The sequence below is a fragment of the Streptomyces sp. NPDC058008 genome (assembly GCF_042886395.1).
In the GTDB taxonomy this organism is placed as follows: Bacteria; Actinomycetota; Actinomycetes; order Streptomycetales; family Streptomycetaceae; genus Streptomyces.
In genome coordinates this window covers 113633-136265 of the sequence record NZ_JBHVQX010000012.1, presented here as the reverse complement: position 1 = coordinate 136265, position 22633 = coordinate 113633, and the positions used below count along the sequence as shown (strand labels likewise).

Here is a 22633-nt window from a genome sequence, read left to right as displayed (position 1 = left end):
GCGGGCCGGGCGGCGCTCCGCGCGCCGGGAGGCGGCGACTCCATGTCCGATTCCCGCCAGCACGGGTCGACGCGATGCCGCACCCTTGGAGCATGACCAGTGACGACAGCAGGTACGAGGCGGTGACCAGCCGCGACGCCCGGTTCGACGGCGCGTTCTTCTTCGCCGTGTCCACGACCGGGATCTACTGCCGCCCCAGCTGCCCCGCCACCACGCCCAAGCGCCGCAACGTGACGTTCTTCCCCACCGCGGCGGCGGCCCAGGGCGGCGGATTCCGCGCCTGCCGCCGCTGCCGGCCGGACGCCGTCCCCGGCTCCGCGGACTGGGACGCGCGGGCGGACCTGGTGGGGCGGGCGATGCGGCTGATCGGTGACGGGGTCGTCGACCGCGAAGGCGTGGCAGGACTGGCCGCGCGTCTCGGCTACAGCGCCCGCCAGGTGCAGCGCCAGCTGAACGCCGAGGTCGGCGCGGGCCCCATCGCCCTCGCCCGCGCCCAGCGGGCCCACACCGCCCGCGTCCTGTTGCAGACCACCACCCTCCAGGCCGCCGAGATCGCGTTCGCCGCCGGTTTCAGCAGCGTCCGGCAGTTCAACGACACGGTGCGGGAGGTCTACGCCCTCACCCCCGGCGAGCTGCGCACCGCCCGTACCGGTGGCTCCTCCCGCTTCGGCTCCGTCGGCGCCCCCGACGGGCGCGGGGGAGTGCCGCTGCGCCTCGCCCACCGGGGCCCCTACGCGGCGGCCGAGATCTTCGACCACCTCGCGGCCCGCGCCCTCACCGGCATCGAGGAGATGGCCGGCGAGCGGGGCGACCGCACCTACCGGCGCACCCTGCGCCTGCCGAACGGCACCGGCATCGCCGAGGTCCGCGAGCGCACCGGCGACGGCTGGCTGGAGTGCCGGCTGCACCTGGGGGACCTGCGCGACCTGACGACCGCCACCCAGCGGATGCGCCGCCTCTTCGACCTGGACGCCGATCCGCTCGCGGTCGCCGAACGCCTCGGCGCGGACCCGGCCCTGGCCCCGCTCGTCGCCCGTACACCGGGGCTGCGGGCCCCGGGCGCGGCGGACGTCCACGAGCTGGCCGTCCGCGCGGTCCTCGGCCAGCAGGTCTCCGTCGCCGCCGGACGCCGGCTCGGCAGTGCCCTCGTGGCCGCCCACGGCCGGCCCCTCCAGGTGCCCAGCGGCGCTCTCACCCGCACGTTCCCCGCTCCGGGGGAGCTCGCCGGAGCCGGTCTGGACGAGCTGGGGGTGCCCGGTTCCCGGCGCGCCACCCTGCGTACCGTCGCCGCCGCCCTGGCCGACGGCAGGGTCCGGCTGGACCCGGGCGCGGACCGCGACCAGGCCGAGAAGGAGCTCCTGGCCCTGCGCGGTGTCGGCCCCTGGACGGCCGGCTACATCCGCATGCGGGCGCTCGGCGACCCCGACGTCCTGCTGAACGGCGACGCGGCCTTCCGGGCCGGGATGCGGCAGGCGGGTGCGGAGGCGGCGGACGCCGGGACCTGGCGCCCCTGGCGCACCTACGCCATGCAGCACTTCTGGAGCGCGGCCGCGCGCCGGTCCCGTACCGGTGCAGCATGACGTCCGAATCCCGCCAGCAGCTCCGCGGCGGATCCCGCACCCTTGACGTGTACGACGACGAACCCGGAAGGACCCGACCATGACGCTCCACACCACGATCGAGAGCCCGCTCGGCGAGCTGCTGCTGGTGGGTGAGGAGTCGGCCACCGCTCAGGGCGGCACCGCACTCGCCTCGCTCTCCGTGCCCGGCCAGAAGGGCGGCGCGACGGTCCGGGACGGCTGGAAACAGGACGCGGAGGCCTTCACCGTGATCGCCGCCGAACTGCGCGCCTACTTCGAGGGCGGCCGGACCGGCTTCGGCATCGAGTACGCCGCCGGACGCGGCACCGACTTCCAGCGGCGCGTCTGGGAGGCCCTGGACGCCATCCCGTACGGCACCACGCTCAGCTACGGGGAGATCGCCGCGCGGATCGGCGCCCCGCGCGCGGCCGTCCGCGCCGTCGGCACCGCGATCGGGGCCAACCCGCTCCTGGTCGTACGCCCCTGCCACCGCGTGATCGGGGCGAGCGGCGCCCTGGCCGGTTACGCGGGCGGCCTGGAACGCAAGCGGCTGCTCCTGGACCTGGAGAACCGCCACCGTGCGGCCTGACGGCCCGCACCCCGGGGCGCGCGGCGCGTGCGGCCCCGCCGGCCGGGGCGCGCGGAGGCGGGTGACGTCATGGACGCGCTGATCCCGCGCCCCCGCGCGGAGGTCGCCCCCGGCGCCTGGCACGTACCGGGCTGGCTCACCCCCGCCGAGCAGCGCGGCCTGGTGACGGCCTGCCGCGCCTGGGCCACCGGGCCCGTTCCCCTGCGGCACACCCGGCTGCCGCGCGGCGGCGTCATGTCGGTGCGGACCGTGTGCGTCGGCTGGCACTGGCAGCCCTACGCCTACACCCGCACCGCCGACGACGTGAACGGCCGGAGGGTCGCCGCGTTCCCGGACTGGATGGTCCGGCTGGGCCGCCGCGCGGTCCTGGAGGCGTACGGCGACGAGGCCGCCGCGCTCGACCACACCCCGGACGCCGCGCTGATCAACTTCTACGACGGGCAGGCCCGGATGGGCATGCACCAGGACAAGGACGAGAGGTCGTCCGCACCGGTCGTCTCCCTGTCCGTCGGCGACAGCTGCGTCTTCCGCGTCGGCAACACCGAGACCCGTACGAAGCCCTACACGGACATCGAGCTCGCCTCCGGCGACCTGTTCGTCCTCGGCGGCCCGTCGCGCTTCGCGTACCACGGGGTGCCCAAGGTCCTTCCGGGCACCGGCGATCCGGCGACGGGGCTGGCCGGCGGACGGCTGAACATCACCATGCGGGTCACCGGGATGCCCCGGCAGCCGTGATGACGGTTCGTCAGGTGCGCGCGGGGATCCCTCCACCGGGTACCGCGTGACCGGGGGCGTCCCTCCCGGCCACCGTCCGCTTCCCCCGCCCGGCCGGGGCGTCGCCCTCCGTTCGCGGGGCGACGGCGTTGTCAGTGGCCGCCACTAGGTTCAGTCGTGTTCCGCCGGTCCGGCGGTGACGACCCCTTAGCTGTGCATTGGAGATGGCGCGTTGTCGGATTGGGAGAGGTCGAGCACGGCACGGGTGATACCGCCCGCGCGGCCGCGCAAGCTCGCCAAGGTTCCGTTCGTCGAGCTGGCCGACGGACGCCTTCAGGGCGTGGTGTCCAGCGGATCGGACATCGGACGGGTCTACGTGTCGTCCGTCGCCGCGGGGTCCCACGCGTTCGCCTGCAGCACCAACAACAACCGGCCCTGCGGCGGGGCGCGCGGATCGTTCTGCAAACACATCGGCGCCCTCGTCGACGAGGCGGTCCTGCAGTACGGCGCCCCGCGCGTCGTCCGGTACCTGAAGGCCGAGGTCCCCGAGGGGGACGTGAGCGGACCCGTGCTGACCTCGGCCATGAGGAGCACCCGCCCGGAGGCGGACACGACGAAGGCCGCGGCGTCCGTCTTCAGCAGGTTCCTGCGCCACCTGGCCTACCTCGAACACGCCCCGGTCACCGCGCCGTTGCCCGAGATGCACTTCTTCCCGCCGACCAGGTCGGTGGCCTGATGCGCGCAGACCTGCTCACCGGACCGGTCGAAGGACTGGACGAGGCCCTCGCGGCCGTCGACGCCTTCGACCACGCCCTCGTCGCCGGCCTGCTCCGGCCCGCCGGGACCGGGGGAGCGGCACGGCTCGCCGACGCCGTCACCGGGACGCCGCTGGCCGCCCGGGTCGCGGAGGCCGCCGCGAAGACGGAGGCCGGAGCGGCCGGCGAGGACCACTTCGTGGCCCTGGCCGGGGCGCGGACCGCACTGCTCGGCTCCGTCCACGACGCGCTGCTCGTCCGCGTCGAGGAGGCCGCGGGCCGGTCGCGCTCGGGAGCGGACGCGGCGGCGCCCGCCGCACGGCCGTCGGAGAACCTGCTGACCGCTGCCCGCGCCTGGCTCTGCGACCTGGCGCGCTGCGGATGGCAGGGCCTCGACCACGAGGTGGTGTCCGGGGCGGCCGAGGTCGTCCCCGCGATGCTCCCCGACCCCGCCCTGCGCCGCCTCGCGACCCTCCTCGACGGCTTCGCCGCCGAACTCGCCGCGTCCTGTCCGGGCGCGTCGGCGGAGCGGTTCCCGGTGCGTCGCTGGGCCGACCTCTGGTCGCGCGGCATGCTGCTCACCGTGCCCGGAGCGGCCGGTACGCCCGTCACCGGCACCGCCGACGGGCGCCTGCTGCCCCTCGGCATCGACCTCCAGGAGCACGCGACCGCCGCCCAGGCGCAGGTGCACGCCGTGTTCGAACCGGCGGACGGCTCCCCCTCCCGCCTGGTGCGCGCGGGCGTGTCGGTTCCCAAGCCGGACACGGTCGTCGGTGCCGGGATCTGGCAGCTGCTGCGCCCGCACATGTCCCTCCTCGCGGCCGCCGGGGAGGGCCGGTCGATGGAGCTGACCGGGATGCCGGTCACCGCCGAGGGCGACCTCCTCTGGAGCGACGAACACGCACGCGCCGGGAAGCCGGCCGAGGCGTTCGTCACGGCCCGCGTGGCGCTGCCCGCGGCGGCCGCGCAGGTGACCGCACCCCTGGACCGGCACCCGGCGCGCATCGCCGTCCCCGTCTTCCTGGAGGGCTACACCGCCCGCGCGGACGACGACGGCGCGGTCACCTTCACCGTCGCCGGGACCGAACTGGCCGTCGACACCGACCGCATACCGGCCGCCGGGCCGCTCACCCCCGAGGCCGTCGCCAGGTCCGGCGCGTGCATCGCGCTGATCCGCTGGGACGCCGGGACGTTCGGTGTGCAGCCGCTCGCCGTCGAGACCACGGTGCGCGGGAAGGTGACGGCCCTGCACGCGGGGGCCTGGGCCGGAGGGACGACGGACAAGGCCGGGGTCAGGGCGGAGAAGGCGGCCACCGACGCGGCGAAGGTGCTGAGCGAGCGCGCGGGAAGGCTGCTGCGGAAATGACCGGAGAGCAGAGTCCCGGGGCGACCGGGGACCCCTCGTACGACAACCGCCGCCAGGTCGTGTACTGGCGCCTCCTCGCCCGGCTCTTCGACCACGAGGAGCAGGCCGCCCTGGAGTCCGCGAGTCTCGCCGTGGTGGAGGACATCGGGCTCCCGGCCAAGCTGCTGGACCCGCAGGCGTCGGTCGACTCGGTGGTGCAGCGCCACCCCGAGCTGGCCGCCGAGTTCGACGGCCTGATGGTGGCCGGCCCGGACGGGGAACCCCGGCCGGAGCCGGACGGCGGCGCGGCGGACGGGGAGGCCCACGCGGAGCCGGCCGGAGGACCGGCCGACGACGGCTCCCGCGAACGGGGCCCGGCGGACGACAGCTCCCGCGACCGGGCCGCGGAGGTGCGGCGTGCCGCCCTCGTGTCGAAGGTGCTGCTGAACGTCTTCCACTCCCCGCCCGGCACCGTCACCGCCGGCCAGCTCTCGCGGTGGCAGGCCGACGCGGGGTGGCTGGAGCGCGCCCTCGGCTGCCGCCCCGGCGAACTCCGCGGCGGGCGCGCCGGAGGCACGGGCGTCAGCCCCACGGGTACGGGCGGTGGCGGCAGGACACCCGATCTGAGCCGGCTCATCCCGGAGATCGGCCCGGAGCTCGGCTCCATCGAAGCCGGCCTCGTCAAGCGGATGCGGCTGCGTGAAGTGCTCGCCGACCCGCACCTGGCGGGGCAGCTGACGCCGAGCATGTCGCTGATCGAGCAGTTGCTGCGCGACAAGGACAACCTCTCCGGCGTGGCCCTGGCCAACGCCAAATCGCTGATCCGCCGCTTCGTCGACGAGGTCGCCGAGGTGCTGCGCACCCAGGTGGAGAAGTCGAGCGTCGGCGCCCTGGACCGCTCGGTCCCGCCCAAGCGGGTCTTCCGCAACCTGGACCTCGACCGCACGATCTGGAAGAACCTCACCAACTGGGACCCCGAGGAGGAACGGCTCTACGTCGACCGCCTCTTCTACCGCCACACCGTGCGCAGGACGACGCCCCAGCGGCTCGTCGTGGTCGTCGACCAGTCGGGCTCGATGGTCGACTCGATGGTCAACTGCACGATCCTGGCCTCGATCTTCGCGGGACTGCCCAAGGTGGACGTCCATCTCATCGCCTACGACACCCAGGCACTCGACCTCACCCCGTGGGTGCACGACCCGTTCGAGACCCTGCTGCGCACCAACCTCGGCGGCGGCACGGACGGCACGGTCGCCATGGCGCTGGCCCAGCCGAAGATCGCCGAGCCCCGCAACACGGTCGTGGTGTGGATCTCGGACTTCTACGAATGGCGGGCCGAGCCGCTGTTCGAGAGCATGGCCGCCATCCACCGCTCCGGGGCCAGGTTCATCCCGGTCGGCTCCGTGACCAGCTCGGGCCGCGCCGCCGTCAACCCGTGGTTCCGGGAGCGCTTCAAGGACCAGGGGACGCCGGTGCTCTCCGGCCACATCCGCAAGCTCGTCCACGAGCTCAAGACCTTCCTCACCTAGGACGGGCCGGGGCGGGACCCGGTGCCCGCAGGCCCCGCCGCCCCCACGGTGCGATCCGACCCGAACACCTCAGAAAGGCTCACTGACATGTCCGACCTGTTGCGCGCCCCCGCCGAGATCAAGTACGCCGAGGAGCTCGACTGGCTGGAGTCGGTCGACGACGGCCCCAAGCCGTTCTCCTGGCGCCTGTCGCCCAAGATGGTCCGCCTGTTCATCCTGGGCTCCGAGCGCGCCGACGGCCTCGACCGGGAGATCTCCCAGAAGTGGTACGGCGACCGCAGCTTCGTCGAACGCTCCATCGTCACGCTCGCCTCCGACCGGGGACTGCTGCTCATCGGCGACCCGGGCACGGGCAAGAGCTGGCTGGCCGAACTGCTGTCCGCCGCCGTCTCCCGCAACTCCACCCTCGTGGTGCAGGGCACGGCCGGGACCACCGAGGACCACATCAAGTACTCCTGGAACGTCTCCATGGTGATCTCCAAGGGGCAGTCGCGCGAGTCGATGATCCCCTCGCCGATCATGACCGCGATGGAGGCCGGGTCGATCGGCCGCTTCGAGGAGCTGACCCGCTCCACCAGCGACGTCCAGGACGCGCTGATCTCGATCCTGTCGGAGAAGTACATCTCGGTCCCGGAGATGGACAGCGACAACATCGTCTTCGCCAAGCCCGGGTTCTCCGTCATCGCCACCGCCAACAGCCGCGACCGGGGCGTCAACGACCTGTCCTCCGCCCTCAAGCGCCGCTTCAACTTCGTCCGCATCCCGGTGGTGACGAACAAGAAGAGCGAGGCGGAGATCGTCCGCTTCCGCACCGAGGAACTGCTGAGCCGCCACCGGATCGAGCTGGACGTGCCGCCGAACCTGCTCGACGTGCTCCTCCAGAGCTTCGCGGACCTGCGGGCCTCCGCCGCCGCGGCCGGCAGCGACGACGAGAAGCTGGAGTCCGCGCTGTCGAGCGCCGAGCAGATCGGCGTACTCGAGGACGCGATCCTGCACAGCAACTTCTTCGGCGAACGCACCCTGACCGCCCGCACCCTCGCCTCCTCGCTCGTCGGATCGCTGGCACGGCGCGAACCCGAGGACCTGGCCATCCTCAACAAGTACCTGCACGGTGTCGTCGAGCCGCGCGGCAAGGAACAGGGCGGCCCCTGGCCGGAGTTCCTGGAGGGCGGCCGCGACGCGATCGCCACCCTGTCATGAGCGGCCTGAGCGAGGGGGCACCCTTCGACGCACTCCGGGGGCAACTGGAGCAAGCCGCACAGGAGTTCGCCGACGGCCCGGACGCCCTCCAGGGCATCCTCCTCGGCATCGTCGACGACGTCGACCGCGCCGTACGGGAGCCGCTGGAGATCTTCCCCGTCTGCCACCACTCGCCCGCCTCGGCGGTCGCGATGGCCCGGCGGCTGCGGGAGAAGCAGCCGAAGGTGGTCTACCTGGAGCTGTGCGAGGACATGGCGCCTCTGCTGTCGGAGCTGCGCAACTGCCGCCTGCCGGTGGCCGTCCAGGCGTTCGCGAGCGAGGTCAGGGGCTTCCCGGCGGAGTGGGCACCCCTGTCGGTCGTCGCCCCGATCACCGAGGCGTCGGCCGAGTACCAGGCCATCGCCTACGCGCTGGACACCCCCGGCGTCGAACTGGTCCTCGTCGACCGGTCCTCGGACCACGTGTTCCAGTGGCAGGCGGACGGCAGGGAGGCCACCGGCGCGGAGGACCGCCCCGTGGACGAGGAGGCGGCCCTCCACGGCGACGCCGTCGGTGTGGAGATCGGGGACCTGAGGCCCCGTTTCGCCGAACTGGAGGAGCACCTGCTGCGCCACGGACGTGTGCGGCACTGGTCGGAGTGGTGGCACCAGTACGTCGAGCTGCCGCTCGGGGACAGCGACCACGACACCTACCGTCAGGTCATGCTCCTGATCGGCAGCCTGTTCCGCCGTCTCGCCCCCGGGGACACCGGCCGGGTCAGGGTGGACGAGGACCGCGAGCGCTACATGTGGACCCGGATGCGTGAGCACCTCGCCGCGACCGGCACCGACCCGCGGGACTGCCTCTACGTCTGCGGCGCGTTCCACGCGTCCAGCCGCGTCGAGGTGTTCGGCGTCCACGGCAGCGACGCCTTCGCGATCACGCCGCCGAGCGGGAGCACCTGGCTGCACGGGCTGATCCCGTCCAGCCACGCGGCGATCGAGGCGCAGTTCGGCCTGGCCGCCGGGTCGGTGTCGATCGCCGCCACCCAGTGGGCGAAGAACCTCAAGCGCACCAAGGTGCGGCCCTTCCGGCTCGCGGGCCAGGCGGGCACCAGGAAGGCGGCGAAGCCGCCGGCCGCCGCGCCCGCCGTCCCCGTGGCACCGGCGGCCCCCTCCGACAAGCTCTCCGGCTTCCTCCAGAGCCCGCCCGCCCTCGACGGGCTGGACGAGGCCGAACTCCTGGGCTGGTCCGTGGAGATCGTGCGCTCGGCCCGCCGCAACGGCTACCTCGCCTCCACCGCCGACGCCATCGCGGTCTTCGAGACGTCGATCCTGCTGGCCGGGATGCGGGACCGGGCCAGGCCCACCCCGTACGACTTCCAGGACGCGGCGGTCACCTGCATCGAGAAGGAGACCGTGCCGGGCAGGCGCGACGTCCGCCGCCTCGTCGAGATCCTGATGGGCGGCGACCGGATCGGCCAGGTCGGTTACGACGCGCTGCCGCCGCTGGCCCGCGACGTGCACGACCGCCTCGCCCCGCTGAACCTCAGGCTTCAGCAGCGCGGCGTCCAGCGGGCCCTGATGGACCTGACCGCACAGCCGGAACTGCGGGCGTGCTCCGACGTGCTGTGGATGCTGCGCCACCTGATGCCGCACGGCGCCGCACGGCCGATCATGGGGGAGCGCGAGCTCGGCAAGCAGTCGGTGCAGGAGTCCTGGGACCTGGCGCTGGGCACCCATCAGCGGGCGCTCATCGAGCTCGGCTACGAGGGCGTCAGCATCGAGCAGGTCCTGGAACAGCGCCTGCGCCGGGCCGCGTACGCCCCGAACGCCACCACGGCCCAGGTCCTGGGAGCCGTCGAGGACGCCGTGCTGTACCTGCGCGGAGGCCGCCTCGCCGACGAACTGGGCACCCGCGCCCTGGAGGTGCTGGCCACCGAGCGCAGTGTCGACGGCGCGCCGGAGGTCCTGCGCAGGGTGCGCCGGCTCCTCGCGTACTACCGGATCAGCCGGCCCGTACTGCCGTCGTGGATCGAGTCCTTCGCCAAGACGGGGTACGCGCACTACTGCACGCTCCTGCCGACGGCGTTCACCGACGAGGACGCGACCGTACGCCAGGTCGCCGCGATGCTGGGATTCCTCTTCAGCATGGAGAGCCTGGCCCTGTCGCTCGGCTGCGACCGGACCCAGCTCGATCTGGCCTTCGCACAGTCCCACCCGCACGAGCCCTCCAGGGTGGCGCTGCTGTGGGCCGCCCAGGTGCACCTCGGGCAGCTCTCCCGCACCGAGCTGAGGGAGCGGTGCGACGCACTCCTGGCCGACCCGCTGGCGGTGCCCGCCTATCCGAGGTACCTCAGCGGATTCCTGCACGCGCTGGAGCCGGTGCCGCAGCTGGCCGGCTTCGTCGTCGAGGCCGTCTCGAACGCGTTCGCCCGGCTGCCCGACCCGGTGCTGCTGCCCTGGCTGCCGACGCTGATCACCACCCTGCGGGCCGAGGGCTCCGACCTGGCCCCCCTCCTGATCCGCGAGGCCGGCCGCGTCTTCCCCGGCCGGCTCGCGGCGCTCGACGCGTGGGTGCCGCCGTGGCAGGCAGCCGAGCAGGCCCCGGCCGCGCCGAAGGCGGGGGGCGGCGGATCCGGCCGGGCCGCACTGCTCGGGGCGTACCCGGAGACGTGCGACAGCGTGGCGGAGCTGCTGGGCTGCGAGGGCGTGTGGGAGACGGAGACCCCGGACCCCTCGGGTGCGGTACTCGTCGGACGCCACCCGGAGACGGCGGAGGCAGTCGAACTGCTGCTCACCGGGGGCTGACCGGCGGCCGGGCTGCCTCCGGGGATGGTCCCGGGGGCGGGAGCCGCGCGCCCGGACCGGAACGGCTCCTCCGCCCGGCTACCGGGGCCAGGGGGCCCTTCGTGCCCGCCCGAACCGCATTGTGTCGCAGGCGACTTCGGCGGGCCGCGCGGGATCACTCCGGGCAGGGGCGGGGCAGGCGGGGGCGGACCGGTTCAGCGGCGGGGCCGCCGCGTCGCACCGGACCGGGAGGACGCGACAGCCCCGGGCGGACGGCCCTGGAGGAACCCGGCGACGAACCCGACGGCGCCCGGCCCGGTGACCGGCCGCCCCGTCCGGCGGGGCCCGCATCCCCCGAGCGGGCCCCGCCGGACGCGTACGTACGCGATCTGCCCCGGGCCGGGACCGGCCGGTTCGGCACCGCGTCCGTAGCGGCGCGCTCCCGCCGCCGGTCAGGCCGTCGGCGACTCGACCGGCGGCGGGTGGGGCGCGCGGAAGGTGAACGCCTCCGGGCCTTCGCCGTTCTCGCGGATCAGGGCCACGCGTTCCATCGCCTCGGCCACGCTCGGGCGGTGCCCGGCCGGGACCCACCACAGGGCCAGATGGAAGTCGGCCAGGCGCTCGAACCACTCCCGGCGGCGCGCGAGCACCTTCAGGTGCTCACTGCGGTAGGTGTAGTCCCGCAGGGCCTCGACCGACTCCCAGACCGAGCAGTTGATCAGGAAGAGGTCGTCGCCGTTCTCGGGGCGCAGCCCCGTCGAGTCGGTTCCGTCGTCGTCGACCATGCGCCAGACGAAACCGGGAGCCCGGTCGGCGAGTGCGTTGATCTCGGGGAGCTGGGCCACGAAGTCGGCCAGCCGGGGACTTCCGAGCGGGGCGAGGATCCGCCCGACGTTGACCTGGGCGAGGTGAAAGTCGTTCACGAGCCCAGCATGCCCGGGCGGACCTTCTAAAGTCAACGAAAGTTTTTTTAGACTTCCCGGGTCCTCCGGAGGGCGACGCAGCACCCTTGGGGAAGAGGATCCATCGTCGCGTTCCAGTCCTCGCCGTCCGGCGAGCCGGCGAGCAGCCCCTGGATCCCGGCCAGGTTCATCCCGCAGACCAGCGCGGGGAACTGATCGGCCAGCGCGTGGAACGGACAGTTGTTCAGGCGCAGGGTCCCGCCGTCCCAGTACGGCGCGTAGCCCCGGGAGCGCAGGGCCTCGACCGGATCGGCCTCGCCCCCGTCGGCCTCCCCGGCCGCCCGTGCCGCGGCCTGCAACTCACCGTCCAGGCCGGCCCGTTCCACCACCTCGGCGAGCAGCCGGCTCGCCGCGTCGTAGGAGCGGGGCGGTGCGGAGACGGCGTGCTCGCCCCCGGACCGCCGGTACACCTTGGCGGGCCGCCCCGCTCCCGGACCGCTGCGCCCCGAAAGGCGCCGGAAGCCCACTTCGAGCAGCCCGGCCTCCACCAGCCTGTCCAGGTGGAACGCGGCCAGCGAGCGGGAGACCCCCGCCGCCTCGGCCGCCGCGTCGCGCCCCACCTCGCCCGGTGACCCGACGACGTGCCGGTACAGTCCGCGCCGCACCGGGTCCACCAGTACGCCCAACGCCTCGATGGCGGCATCTTCACTGCTCACGGCAGGATTCTAGGACCAACGGTCACCGCGGCCGCCGTACCGGATCCGGGGGCGGGCCTCCGTCCGTACGCCGACGACCCGTGTTCATGTCCGTCTGCCACCATCAGGCGGTGGACTACCCGAACGACCAGGCACCTGGCGCCCCCGTCCGCTCCGGCATCCCGGAGCACGGCCGCATCCCGAAGTACTACGCGGTCAAGGCGCGCGTCTCCCACCTCCTCGACGAACTGGGCGAGGGCGGGCTGCTGCCCACCGAGCGGGACCTGGCCCTGCGCTACGAGGTCTCCCGGGAGACCGTGCGGCAGGCGCTGCGCGAACTGCTGCTGGAGGGCCGGCTGCGCCGGCAGGGCCGGGGCACCGTGGTGGCCGGACCCAAACTGGAACAGCCCCTCTCGCTGGCCAGCTACACCGAAGGCGTCCGGCGCCAGGGCCGCACCCCCGGACGTCACCTGACCGGGCTCGAACAGTTCCCCTGCCCCGCCGCACTGGCCGCCGAGATCGGCGTACCTCCGGGCGAGCCGGTCTGGCACATGGAGCGCGTCCTGCTCGCCGACGAGGAACGGGTCGGCCTGGAGAGCACCTACGTCTCCGTCGCCCGAGTCCCGCGCCTCGACGAGGACTTCGACCCGGACTCCTCCTTCTACGCCTATCTGCACGAGCGCGTCGGGACCGCCTTCGGGGACGCGGACGAGCGCATCGAGACCGTCCTCGCCACCCCACGTGAGGCGCTCCTGATCGGTACGCCGCCCGCCCTGCCGATGCTGCTGCTGCACCGCCTCTCACGCGATCCCGAGGGGCGCCCGCTGGAGCGGGTGCGCACACTCTTCCGCGGCGACCGTTTCTCCTTCACCACCCGCCTGGGCCGCCAGGACTGAGGACCTGCCGGCCACGGGCGCCCGGGGGTGGCGCGGTGCCCGGAACGGCGGGGAGCCCGTGACCGTGCGGACCCCGGAACCCGTGGCCGCCCGCTTGAACCCGTTCCGACAGCGGGGCAGGGTGGATCCATGACATGGACAGCGCCACCGGTCGAGCGCACCCGGCAACTGGGTGCGCTGGGCGTCGTGCCCGAACGCCGGATGCCGGAGGGCCGGCTGAACCAGCACCGGGGGACCCTGCTGTCCACGTGCGCGTGACTCGATCCGGCCCAGCTGGCCCGGACGACCGTGGAGCCGTCGGACCCCACCCTCCTGGGCCTGGTCCGGCACAGGGCGGAAGTGGAGCGGTGGTGGTTCCGCCGCAGCTTCGCCGGTGAGGCCGTCGGCAACGTCTTCACCGGCCCGGCGGACGGCAACGAGGGGCTCGACGGAGTGCGCGCGGCCGACGCGGAGCGGGACTTCGCCCGGTTCCGGGCCGAGGCCGAGGCCGGGGCGTGCGACGCGGCGGCGGCCGGACACGGCCTCGACGAGAGCTTCGTGTCCTCCGGGGGAGTGCGCCTCAGTCTGCGCTGGGTCTACCTGGTGATGATCCAGGAGTACGCCCGCCACAACGGCCACGCCGACCTCCTGCGCGAGCGGACCGACGGCAGAACGGGTGACTGAGCGTCCTCCCCGGACGTCCCGGCGGCGGGCGTCCGGGCGGCGGTGACGTCCCGGAGGCGGACGCCCCGGAGGCGGACGTCCTGGCGGCGGGCGCCCTGGCGGCGGGCGAGCGAGGGGGCGGGCGCGGGCGGACGCAGGGCCGTGGAGTCCACCCCGCGCCGTGAACGCCGGGGCGTACGGCGGCCGCAGGAGAGTCCGGGCCGGCCGGTGCGCCGCACAGCACCGCACCCCACCCCACCGCATCGGCCTGCCGCCGACCGTCCCGTCCGTCCCGCTCCACCCCGTTCCGCTTCGTCGGGCGACCGTGACCGGCACCGCTCGAACCCGCCCGCGGAGCCGGCGCGGGCGGTGCCGTCGGCTCAGTAGTGCCAGCGGTTCGCGCCGGCCTCGAAGCCGCAGGTGATCTCACGCCCGGCCGCGTTCGTCGTCCTGGCCCCCACGTCGGCCTTCCGGCAGAACTGTCCGGCCTGGTAGCAGTTGCCGGCGTTGGACCTGATGCTGCACACCTGCGTCGTGGAGGAGCCCCCGCCCGACGAGGACGAGCCGCTGCCCGCCGACGTGCCCCCACCCGAGCCGGAGCCGCCGGACGACGAGGACCCGCCGCTGCCGGACGAGGCGCGTGGCGGGTGTGCGCACGACTCGCCCACCTCCACGATCCTGAGCCTGAGCTTCGTGGCGGTGCTGTACTCGCCGGCGGACAGGTTCTGCCCGCACACCTTCCAGTGGGAGGTGTGCGCCACGGTGCGTCCCAGCTCGCTCGCGTCCGTGTACGTCACCGAGCCGACGTGGTGGTCGCGGGCGTTCGCCACGGCCTTGTGGAGCGTCCAGCCGGTGTAGTCGCTCACCGTCGCCCTGACGACCGGTGCCTTCGTGGGAGAGGCGGACGGGGACGTCGAGGGCGTGGCGGAGGGCGAGGCGGATATGCCCGCCGAGGCCGAAGCGGAGGGCGGGGCGGCCGCGCTCGCCGAGGCCGAGGCCGAAACGGAAGCCGACGGCTCGGCCCGTACGGCTGCCGCGTCCTGTGTCCCCGTGGCGCACGCCGTGGCGGTGACGACCAGCGCCACGAGCCAGACCGCCAGGCCTCCTCGGCGCAGGCGGTCCTTCCCCGTTCCGGTCGGCCCCTTCCGGAACCCGTCGGAATCCGGCCGATCCGCTGCATCTCGAAAAGACATGCAGGCCCCCCTTGTCACATGCGGTGAGTCACCGCTGAAGATCCGGACCCGCGCAGGGGAGGCCGCCATGCCGTCTCCCGACGCACAGGTCGCTCCTGGCGGCGCGGTGGAGGAGATCGTATGTGTGTTGTGGCGTTCTTGTGAAGTTTGATGACCCGTCAGATAGTTGCCGATGCCGGATCCGGGTTCCCGGCGGGCCGCCGAGCATCACGAAAACATAACGGGTCTAGGCCAAACGTGCGCTCCAGTTCACCCTTCCGTCGCTCCGCGGACCGGTGAGGGTCACCCGTCCCGAGGAGCGTTGCCGTCGTGAGAGTCATCGTCGTAGGAGCCGGCGTGGTGGGAACCATGCACGCCTGGCACGCAGTGGAACGCGGCCACGAGGTCGTACAGATCGAGCGCGAGAGCGAGGCGCGGGGGGCGTCCCTCCGTAACTTCGGACAGATATGGGTGAGTGGCCGGGCCGGCGGGGAGGAGCTGGAGGCCGCCCTGCGGGCGCGTGAGCTGTGGGAGTCCGTCGGGGAGAGGGTGCCGGGCCTCGGCTTCCGGCCCTGCGGGTCGCTCACCCCGCTCCGCACCGAACTGGAGACCGCCGTCGCCGAGGCGGCCGTCGCCCGGCCCGACGCGGCCGCCCGCGGCTACAGGCTGCTCACCTCCGCCGAGGCACGGGCCGTGAACCCCGCCCTGCGGGGCGCCTTCACCGCGGCCCTGTGGTGCGGGAGGGACGCGGCGGTCGAACCACGTACCGCCCAACTCGCCCTCAAGGAGGCCTTGCTGGCCTCCGGGCGCTACACCTTCCTCGGCGGCCGGGAGGTGCGCGAAGTGGTCGGCACCGCGTCGGTGCGCGACGACCACGGCGACGTGCACACCGCTGACGCCGTGGTCCTCGCCACCGGAGCCTGGCTCGGCGGACTCGTCCGCGAACTGGCCGGCCCCGAACTGCCGGTGCGCCGCGTCCGCCTCCAGATGATGCAGACCGACCCGCTCGGCGAACCCCTCACCACCTCCGTCGCCGACCCCGACAGTTTCCGCTACTACCCCGCCTACGCGAGTGCCGCGCTGGACGCGCTCAACTCCGGCCAGGCGCAGGCGCCGACGGCCGCCGCCCACCGGATGCAGCTCCTCATGGTGCAGCGCCGGGACGGAGGGCTGACCATCGGCGACACCCACGAGTACGAGCACCCCTTCGCCTTCGACACCGTGGAGGAACCGTACGAGCACCTCGCCGGTGTCGTGGAGTCCCTCCTCGGACGCCCGCTGCCGCGCGTGCGCCGCAGATGGGCCGGGGTGTACGCCCAGTGCACCGACACCGGCCGCGTCGTCCACCGCCAGCAGGTGCGCGACGGGGTCTGGCTGGTCACCGGGCCGGGCGGCCGCGGCATGACCTGCTCGCCCGCCATAGCCGAAACGACCGCAGACGAACTGGGCTGGTGAACCACGTGACCCCTCCCGACAACCGCAGCATGGACCTCGTCGTCCTGGACATGGCCGGTACGACCGTCGCGGACGGCGGACTGGTCGAGGAAGCCTTCTCCGCCGCCGCCCTGCACCTGGGTGTCCGGCCCGGATCGACGGAGCACGCGGCCCAGCTCGACTACGTACGGGCCACCATGGGCGAGTCCAAGATCTCCGTCTTCCGGCACCTGTTCGGCGACGAGGAGAAGGCCCGCCGCGCCAACAGCGCCTTCGAGGAGGCGTACGGCGCGCTCGTCGACGGCGGACGCGTCGCTGCGCTGCCCGGGGCGCGCGAGGCCGTCGAACAGCTCACCGCCCGGGGCCGCACCGTCGTCCTGACCACCGGCTTCGCCCGTACCACCCAGGACGCCATCCTCGACGCGCTGGGCTGGCGCGACCTCGTCCCGCTGACGCTCTGCCCGGCCGACGCGGGAGGCCGCGGACGCCCCTACCCGGACATGGTCCTCGCCGCGTTCCTGCGGACCGGCGCCGTGGACGGCGTCCGGCGGATCGTGGTGGCGGGGGACACCTCGTACGACATGCTCGGCGGCGTACGGTCCGGCGCCGGGATCGTCGCCGGTGTCCTGACCGGCGCCCACGGCAGGGACGAGCTCCTCCGGAACGGCGCCACCCACGTCCTCGGGTCGGTGGCCGAACTGCCCGGCCTGATCGACCGGGTGGAAGCATGAGCGGCACCGCGGCCTCCGGCATCCGCTTCGACCGGGTCACCGTCGCCTACGACGGCAACGTCGTCCTGGACGGGTTCGACCTCACCGTCGAACCCGGCGAGGTCATGGCCCTCCTCGGCCCCTCGGGCTCGGGGAAGACGACCGCGCTGCGCGCCGTCGCCGGATTCGTGCGGCCCGCCTCGGGACGCGTGTACCTCGGCGACCGCGACGTGACCGCACTCCCGCCGCACCGCCGGGGCATCGGCATGGTGGTCCAGCAGTACGCCCTCTTCCCCCACATGCGGGTCCGGGAGAACGTCGCCTTCGGCCTCAGGGCCCGCAGGACCGCCAGGGCCGAGGTCGCGCGCCGGGTCGCCGAGGCCCTCGAACTCGTCGGCATGGCCGCGTACGCCGACCGCCACCCGCGCGAGCTCTCCGGCGGCCAGCAGCAGCGCGTCGCCATCGCCCGCGCGCTCGCCATCCGCCCCGGCGTCCTGCTGCTCGACGAGCCGCTGTCCGCGCTCGACGCCCAGCTGCGCTCCGGGATGCTGGCCGAACTGGCCCGCCTCCACCGTGAACTGCCGGACGTCTCGATCCTCTACGTCACCCACGACCAGGTCGAGGCACTGACCCTGGCCGACCGGATCGCCGTCATGGACAAGGCGCGGCTCCAGGACTGCGACACCCCGCACGCGCTCTACCGACGCCCGCGCACGCCGTTCACCGCCTCCTTCGTCGGCAACGCCAACCTGCTGCCGGTCACGGCCGGCGCGGTCCCGGGGAGCGTCGACTTCGCCGGGCAGCCGCTGACCGTCACCCCCGGCGAGGCCCTGCCCGGCGCCGCCGCCACCCTCTGCGTACGGCCCCACCTGGTCGGCCTCGGTGCCGGTCCGAACACGCTCACCGGCACGCTCGCCGAGGTCCAGTGGCGGGGCTCCACCCACCGCCTGTACGTCGACACCGGCGGCCACCGCGTCCTCGCGGACGTACGCGAACTGCGGGAGGCACCGGCCCTCGGGGACACGGTGACCCTGCACTTCGCCGCGGAGGACGCGGTCCTGCTCCCGGCGGGGACGGGCGGCGCCCCCACGGCCCCCGAGAGCTGCGCCCGGCCCACCGGGGGCACCCATGTCTAGCGCCTCCGTGTCCGGCGCCTCCGCCACCTCCGGCCCGGCGGCCCGGCCGCTTCCGCCCCCGCACGACGGCACGGCACCCTCCCCGGAGCCACCGCCCGGCCCCCGCCGGCCCCGGCGCGTCCCGGCGGCCCTCTGGGCCGTCCCGCCCGTCGTGGCCCTCACGCTCGCCTTCGTCCACCCGCTGGTCCTCGTCGTCCGGCAGTCCGTCACCCCGGACGAGGGCGGCACCTCCCTCGACCCCTACGCCGAGGTCTTCGCCTCCGAGGCCTTCCGCTCCGCACTCGCCACGACCGTCCGCCTCGCCGTGGGCTCCACCCTCGGCTGCCTCGTCCTCGGCTTCTTCCTGGCGCTCGTCATCGCCTTCGTACCGTTCCCCGGCGCACGGGCCGTCGCCAGGTTCATCGACGTGTTCCTCTCCTTCCCGTCCTTCCTGATCACGCTCGCCCTGCTGTTCGTCTACGGCACCGCCGGCATGGCCAACGGCGTCTGGACGGGCGTCACGGGAGCCGCCGACGGGCCCTTCCACTTCCTGACCACGCCCTGGGGCGTGCTGCTCGCCGAGATCACCTACTTCACGCCGTTCGTGATGCGGCCCCTGCTCGCCGCGTTCTCCCAACTGGACACCGCGCAGCTGGAGGCGGCGTCCTCGCTCGGCGCCGGTCCGGTCCGCGTCGTCCGCCGGGTGATCCTGCCCGAGGCGCTTCCCGCGCTCGCGACGGGCGGCAGCCTGGTCCTGGTGATGTGCCTGAACGAGTTCGGGATCGTGCTGTTCACCGGCGCGAAGGACGTCACCACGCTGCCGATGCTCGTGTACAGCAAGGCGATCCTGGAGTCGGACTACCCGGCGGCCTGTGTGGTCGCCGTCGTCAACATCGTCATCTCCGTCGGTCTCTACGGCGTCTACCGGGTGGTGAGCCGCCGTGCTGGTGCATAGCCGCGCCGGGAGGTGGGCCGTCCGCGCCCTCTTCCTCGTCCTCTTCGTACCGCTGTTCGCCGTACCGCTGGCCGTGGTCGTCGCCGCGTCGTTCGCCACCAACTGGTCCGGGATCCTCCCCTCCGGCCCCACCGGCGCGCACTACACGGCCGCCACCGGGGACGACTCGCTCCAGGCCCTGGGGACGAGCCTGGTCACCGCGCTGGCGGCGAGCCTCCTCGCCCTCACCGTCGGGAGCTGGGCCGCCCTCGCCGCCGCCTCCCTGCGCCGGCGCGGACGACGGTTCATGGACGCGCTCTTCGTGCTGCCGATCGCCGTGCCGTCCGTCGTGGTCGGACTGTCGGTGCTCGTCGCCTTCAGCCGGCCGCCGCTCCTGCTCAACGGGACGCGCTGGATCGTGATCCTGGCGCACACCGTCCTCGTCACCGCGTTCGCCTACCAGTCGGTCTCGGCCGCCGTCGTGCGCCTCGACCCGGTGTACGAGCAGGCCGCCGCCGGGCTCGGCGCACGCCCCGCCCAGGTCCTGTGGCGGATCAGGCTGCCGCTGCTGCTGCCCTCGCTCACCTCCGCGGCCGGCCTCTGCTTTGCCCTGTCGATGGGCGAGCTGAGCGCCACGATGATGCTCTACCCGCCCGACTGGACACCGCTGCCGGTGCAGATCTTCGCCGCCACCGACCGGGGCTCGCTCTTCACCGGAGCGGCCGTCGCCGTGGTCCTCATGGGGACGACGCTCCTCGTGCTGCTCGGCGTATCCCGTATCCGGACCAGGGCCTCCTACCGCTGACCACCGGCACTCCCGTGACCGGACGACCTCCTGGAGACACGACACCCATGCGCACCCATCACCTCAGGACCCTGGCCGCCACGGCCGGCTGCCTCGCCCTGGCCGCCACGCTCTCCGCCTGCGGCGGATCCTCCGCCGCCTCCGACGCGAAGGTCGTGACCGTGTACAGCGCCGACGGCCTCAAGGGCGAGAACGGCGACGGCTGGTACGACAAGGTCTTCGAGGACTTCGAGAAGGAGACCGGCATCAAGGTCGCCTACGTGGAGGGGGGATCGGGCGAGCTGGTGCAGCGGACGCTGCGCGAGAGGTCCAACACCCAGGCGGACGTGCTCGTCACCCTCCCGCCCTTCATCCAGCAGGCCGGCTCCAAGGGCCTGCTGGACGCCTACACGCCGGCCGGCTCCGACCATGTCGCCGCCGGGGACAAGGCGTCCGACGGCACCTGGACCTCGGTCGTCAACAACTACTTCGGCTTCGTCTACAACAAGAAGCAGCTGACCACCGCCCCCAGGACCTGGGAGGACCTGCTCGACGGCTCGTACAAGGAGAAGGTCCAGTACTCCACCCCGGGCGTCGCGGGCGACGGCACCGCCGTGCTCATCAAGGCGATGCACGACTTCGGCGGCCAGGAGCCGGCCATGGCCTACCTCAAGAAGCTCCAGGCCAACAACGTCGGGCCGTCCGCGTCCACCGGGAAGCTGGCACCCAAGGTGGACAAGGGAGAACTCCTCGTCGCCAACGGTGACGTGCAGATGAACTTCGCCCAGTCCAAGGACATGCCCCACCTCGGCATCTGGTTCCCCGCGGGCGGCGGCGGTACGCCGACGACCTTCGCCCTCCCCTACGCGGCGGGCCTGGTCGCGAAGGCGCCCCACTCCGAGAACGGCAGGAAACTCCTGGACTTCATGCTCTCCGCCCGCGCCCAGCAGGACGTCAGCGCGGTCGGCGGCGGCTTCGCGGCCCGGCAGGACGTGGCCGCCACCGACACCAACGCCACCGAACTGGCGGCGCTGATGAAGGGCGTGGAGGTCTTCGAGCCCGACTGGCAGGACATCGGTACCCACCTGGACGGCTATGTGGACGCCTGGAAGTCGGCCACCGGGAGCTGACCGCCGCCGGACATCCCGGCCGAGTGTCCCCGGACCGCGTCCGCAGCAGAAGGGCGACAGGTCCGGCCCCCATGCGACTCCCCCCGGAGTGAGGGGGGTCGCACCACCCCGTACGCCCCATGGAGGCGATTCATGTCCGCAGGTCCGTCCCGCCGCTCGCTCCTGATGGGCGCCGCGGCCCTCGCCGCGGCCGTCGGTCCGTTCGCGGCGGCCACCACCGCACGCGCCGCCGCCCGTACCCCCAAGGTCCTCGTCATCGGCCTCGACGGCGCGCTCCTCGGCCGGATCAAGGACGCCGACGCGCCGCATCTGGACGCCCTCATGGCGAGCGGCCTCACCTCACTCAGCGCGCTGTACGCCGCCCCGCTGGCACCCACGCTCTCCGGCCCCGGCTGGTCGACTGTGATCACCGGGGTGTGGCCGGACAAGCACCTGGTGAAGGACAACGCGTTCGCCGGGCACGCGCTCGCCCGGTACCCCGACTTCCTGACCCGCGCCGAGACCGCGAAGCCCGGCCTCTCCACCTACGCGGTCGCCTCCTGGGCCCCCGTCACCACCACGATCTTCTCGCCGGAGGTCGACACCCGGGTCTCCACACCCTCCGCCGAGTACGACAGCGGCACCACCCGCCGCGCGGTGGCCGAACTCCGCGACGGCGACCGGGACGCGGTCTTCGTCCACCTCGACAACATCGACCACGTGGGCCACAGCCACGGCGCCGCCGACGGCTCCTACCTCACCGCGATCCACGACGCCGACGCACAGGTCGGCCAGATGGTCTCGGCCGTCAGGAACCGTTCCACCTACGGGTCCGAGGACTGGCTGATCATGGTCACCACCGACCACGGCCACACCGACGCGGGCGGCCACGGCGGCGCCGGCGCCGCCGAGCGCCAGACCTTCCTCATCGCGGCGGGCGCGGGCATCACCCCGGGCTCCACCCGCCACGACATCAGGATGCCCGACGTGGCCGTGTCCGCCCTCGCCCACCTCGGCATCCCCGTCGACCCCGCCTGGGACCTCGACGGGCGCGCCCTCCAGCAGCCCGCCCCGGACGCGTTCGACGCCCTGCGCCCCCGGCTCGGCACCCGCGTGGACGAGACCGGAACCGGCGCCGCGGTCCTCGGCTTCACCCACACGCCGCCCGACGGCTGGGCCGTCGACAACAGCGCCATGGGCAGCGGAGGCGTCACCGAGTGGCGCGGCTGGGCCTTCACCACCGACGAGTTCTGGACCGCGTCCGAACGGGGCCAGGGCCGCGAGAACAACGTCCGCGCCCGGAACGTCTTCGCGGTCGCCGACGGCGACGAGTGGGCCGACAGGAGCCACAGCGGCACCTTCGACTCCACACTGGTCACCCCGGCCTGGCCGGTCACGGGCGGCTCCACGGCGGTCCTGCGCTACACCACCTACTACCGTCAGGAAGCCCCGCAGAAGGGCGAGGTGCTGGTCTCCTACGACGGGGGCACCCCGGTGCCGGTGAAGACCTACACCGCCGACACGGCGTCGAGGAACGAGGCCATCACGCTCCAGGTGCCCGCCGGAGCCAGGACCGCGCGCGTCCGCTACCGCTACACCGGCGGCAACAACTGGTTCTGGACGGTGGACGCGGTGTCCCTGGAACCCGGGACGGGCGCGCGCTGAACTCCCGCGCCCACGGCAGCCCCGCACCACCGGCCCTCGTCCGCCCCGGCTCCCCGCCGGGGCGGACGAGGGCCAGGGCCAGGAAGCCCGCGGAC

Annotated in this window: 21 protein-coding genes; 18 read left to right on the top strand and 3 right to left on the bottom strand. The window is 73.6% G+C overall.

Annotation, left to right across the window (positions count from 1 at the left end; all coding sequences use genetic code 11):
* Positions 1 to 92: 92 nt before the first annotated feature.
* The 8 genes from ACFVS9_RS14685 (at position 93) to ACFVS9_RS14650 (ending at position 10501) form a co-directional block, all read left to right on the top strand.
* Positions 93 to 1580: an AlkA N-terminal domain-containing protein gene (locus tag ACFVS9_RS14685; protein WP_389932250.1), complete on the top strand. Its 1488-nt coding sequence runs from the start codon at positions 93 to 95 to the stop codon at positions 1578 to 1580.
* A 79-nt stretch (positions 1581 to 1659) separates the two neighbouring features.
* A complete protein-coding gene (locus ACFVS9_RS14680; protein ID WP_383118673.1) occupies positions 1660 to 2169 on the top strand; it encodes a methylated-DNA--[protein]-cysteine S-methyltransferase in 510 nt (169 codons plus the stop codon).
* A gap of 69 nt (positions 2170 to 2238) precedes the next feature.
* Complete coding sequence (locus ACFVS9_RS14675; RefSeq protein ID WP_383118674.1) at positions 2239 to 2904, top strand: alpha-ketoglutarate-dependent dioxygenase AlkB family protein; 666 nt, start codon at positions 2239 to 2241, stop codon at positions 2902 to 2904.
* Between the two features lie 211 nt (positions 2905 to 3115).
* Positions 3116 to 3619, top strand: coding sequence for a hypothetical protein (locus ACFVS9_RS14670; protein WP_389932246.1), 504 nt, complete (start codon positions 3116 to 3118; stop codon positions 3617 to 3619).
* Positions 3619 to 5004 carry a hypothetical protein gene (locus tag ACFVS9_RS14665; protein WP_383118676.1) on the top strand — a complete coding sequence of 462 codons (1386 nt, stop codon included), beginning with the start codon at positions 3619 to 3621 and terminating at the stop codon, positions 5002 to 5004. Before ACFVS9_RS14670 ends, ACFVS9_RS14665 begins: the two co-directional genes overlap by 1 nt.
* Positions 5001 to 6512, top strand: coding sequence for a VWA domain-containing protein (locus ACFVS9_RS14660; protein WP_389932243.1), 1512 nt, complete (start codon positions 5001 to 5003; stop codon positions 6510 to 6512). The genes ACFVS9_RS14665 and ACFVS9_RS14660 overlap by 4 nt, the downstream gene beginning before the upstream one ends.
* Before the next feature lie 87 nt (positions 6513 to 6599).
* On the top strand, positions 6600 to 7712 hold the full coding sequence (locus ACFVS9_RS14655; RefSeq protein WP_389932241.1) for an AAA family ATPase: 1113 nt from the start codon (positions 6600 to 6602) through the stop codon (positions 7710 to 7712).
* Positions 7709 to 10501: a hypothetical protein gene (locus ACFVS9_RS14650; protein WP_389932239.1), complete on the top strand. Its 2793-nt coding sequence runs from the start codon at positions 7709 to 7711 to the stop codon at positions 10499 to 10501. Before ACFVS9_RS14655 ends, ACFVS9_RS14650 begins: the two co-directional genes overlap by 4 nt.
* A gap of 431 nt (positions 10502 to 10932) precedes the next feature.
* Here the strand turns inward: ACFVS9_RS14650 and ACFVS9_RS14645 are convergent, their stop codons facing one another.
* A complete protein-coding gene (locus ACFVS9_RS14645; RefSeq protein ID WP_389932236.1) occupies positions 10933 to 11403 on the bottom strand; it encodes a DUF3291 domain-containing protein in 471 nt (156 codons plus the stop codon).
* Between the two features lie 47 nt (positions 11404 to 11450).
* Positions 11451 to 12098 carry a helix-turn-helix transcriptional regulator gene (locus ACFVS9_RS14640; RefSeq protein ID WP_389932233.1) on the bottom strand — a complete coding sequence of 216 codons (648 nt, stop codon included), beginning with the start codon at positions 12096 to 12098 and terminating at the stop codon, positions 11451 to 11453.
* A gap of 110 nt (positions 12099 to 12208) precedes the next feature.
* Between ACFVS9_RS14640 and ACFVS9_RS14635 the strand changes: the two genes are divergently transcribed.
* The 3 genes from ACFVS9_RS14635 to ACFVS9_RS14625 all read left to right on the top strand — a co-directional run bounded on the left by ACFVS9_RS14635 (position 12209) and on the right by ACFVS9_RS14625 (position 13636).
* Positions 12209 to 12973 (top strand): GntR family transcriptional regulator, encoded by a 765-nt coding sequence (locus ACFVS9_RS14635; RefSeq protein ID WP_383118719.1) that lies wholly within the window; start codon positions 12209 to 12211, stop codon positions 12971 to 12973.
* Positions 12974 to 13102: 129 nt separating this feature from the next.
* Positions 13103 to 13231 (top strand): hypothetical protein, encoded by a 129-nt coding sequence (locus ACFVS9_RS14630; protein WP_389932229.1) that lies wholly within the window; start codon positions 13103 to 13105, stop codon positions 13229 to 13231.
* Positions 13232 to 13261: 30 nt separating this feature from the next.
* Complete coding sequence (locus ACFVS9_RS14625; protein WP_389932226.1) at positions 13262 to 13636, top strand: DUF664 domain-containing protein; 375 nt, start codon at positions 13262 to 13264, stop codon at positions 13634 to 13636.
* Positions 13637 to 13995: 359 nt separating this feature from the next.
* Here the strand turns inward: ACFVS9_RS14625 and ACFVS9_RS14620 are convergent, their stop codons facing one another.
* On the bottom strand, positions 13996 to 14808 hold the full coding sequence (locus tag ACFVS9_RS14620; protein WP_389932223.1) for a hypothetical protein: 813 nt from the start codon (positions 14806 to 14808) through the stop codon (positions 13996 to 13998).
* A 309-nt stretch (positions 14809 to 15117) separates the two neighbouring features.
* On the opposite strand from ACFVS9_RS14620, the gene ACFVS9_RS14615 reads away from it, so the two are divergent.
* The 7 genes from ACFVS9_RS14615 to ACFVS9_RS14585 all read left to right on the top strand — a co-directional run bounded on the left by ACFVS9_RS14615 (position 15118) and on the right by ACFVS9_RS14585 (position 22538).
* Positions 15118 to 16242, top strand: a complete 1125-nt coding sequence (locus ACFVS9_RS14615) for a TIGR03364 family FAD-dependent oxidoreductase (RefSeq protein WP_389932220.1) — start codon at positions 15118 to 15120, stop codon at positions 16240 to 16242.
* 29 nt (positions 16243 to 16271) lie between these two features.
* Positions 16272 to 16952 carry a phosphonatase-like hydrolase gene (locus ACFVS9_RS14610; protein ID WP_383118728.1) on the top strand — a complete coding sequence of 227 codons (681 nt, stop codon included), beginning with the start codon at positions 16272 to 16274 and terminating at the stop codon, positions 16950 to 16952.
* A complete protein-coding gene (locus tag ACFVS9_RS14605) occupies positions 16949 to 18067 on the top strand; it encodes an ABC transporter ATP-binding protein (RefSeq protein ID WP_389932217.1) in 1119 nt (372 codons plus the stop codon). Before ACFVS9_RS14610 ends, ACFVS9_RS14605 begins: the two co-directional genes overlap by 4 nt.
* Positions 18060 to 19001, top strand: a complete 942-nt coding sequence (locus ACFVS9_RS14600; protein ID WP_383118724.1) for a 2-aminoethylphosphonate ABC transporter permease subunit — start codon at positions 18060 to 18062, stop codon at positions 18999 to 19001. The genes ACFVS9_RS14605 and ACFVS9_RS14600 overlap by 8 nt, the downstream gene beginning before the upstream one ends.
* Positions 18988 to 19785, top strand: a complete 798-nt coding sequence (locus tag ACFVS9_RS14595) for an ABC transporter permease (RefSeq protein WP_389932214.1) — start codon at positions 18988 to 18990, stop codon at positions 19783 to 19785. The genes ACFVS9_RS14600 and ACFVS9_RS14595 overlap by 14 nt, the downstream gene beginning before the upstream one ends.
* Before the next feature lie 47 nt (positions 19786 to 19832).
* Positions 19833 to 20894 carry a 2-aminoethylphosphonate ABC transporter substrate-binding protein gene (locus tag ACFVS9_RS14590; protein ID WP_389932211.1) on the top strand — a complete coding sequence of 354 codons (1062 nt, stop codon included), beginning with the start codon at positions 19833 to 19835 and terminating at the stop codon, positions 20892 to 20894.
* A gap of 132 nt (positions 20895 to 21026) precedes the next feature.
* Positions 21027 to 22538: an alkaline phosphatase family protein gene (locus ACFVS9_RS14585; RefSeq protein WP_389932208.1), complete on the top strand. Its 1512-nt coding sequence runs from the start codon at positions 21027 to 21029 to the stop codon at positions 22536 to 22538.
* The last annotated feature ends 95 nt before the right edge of the window (positions 22539 to 22633 follow it).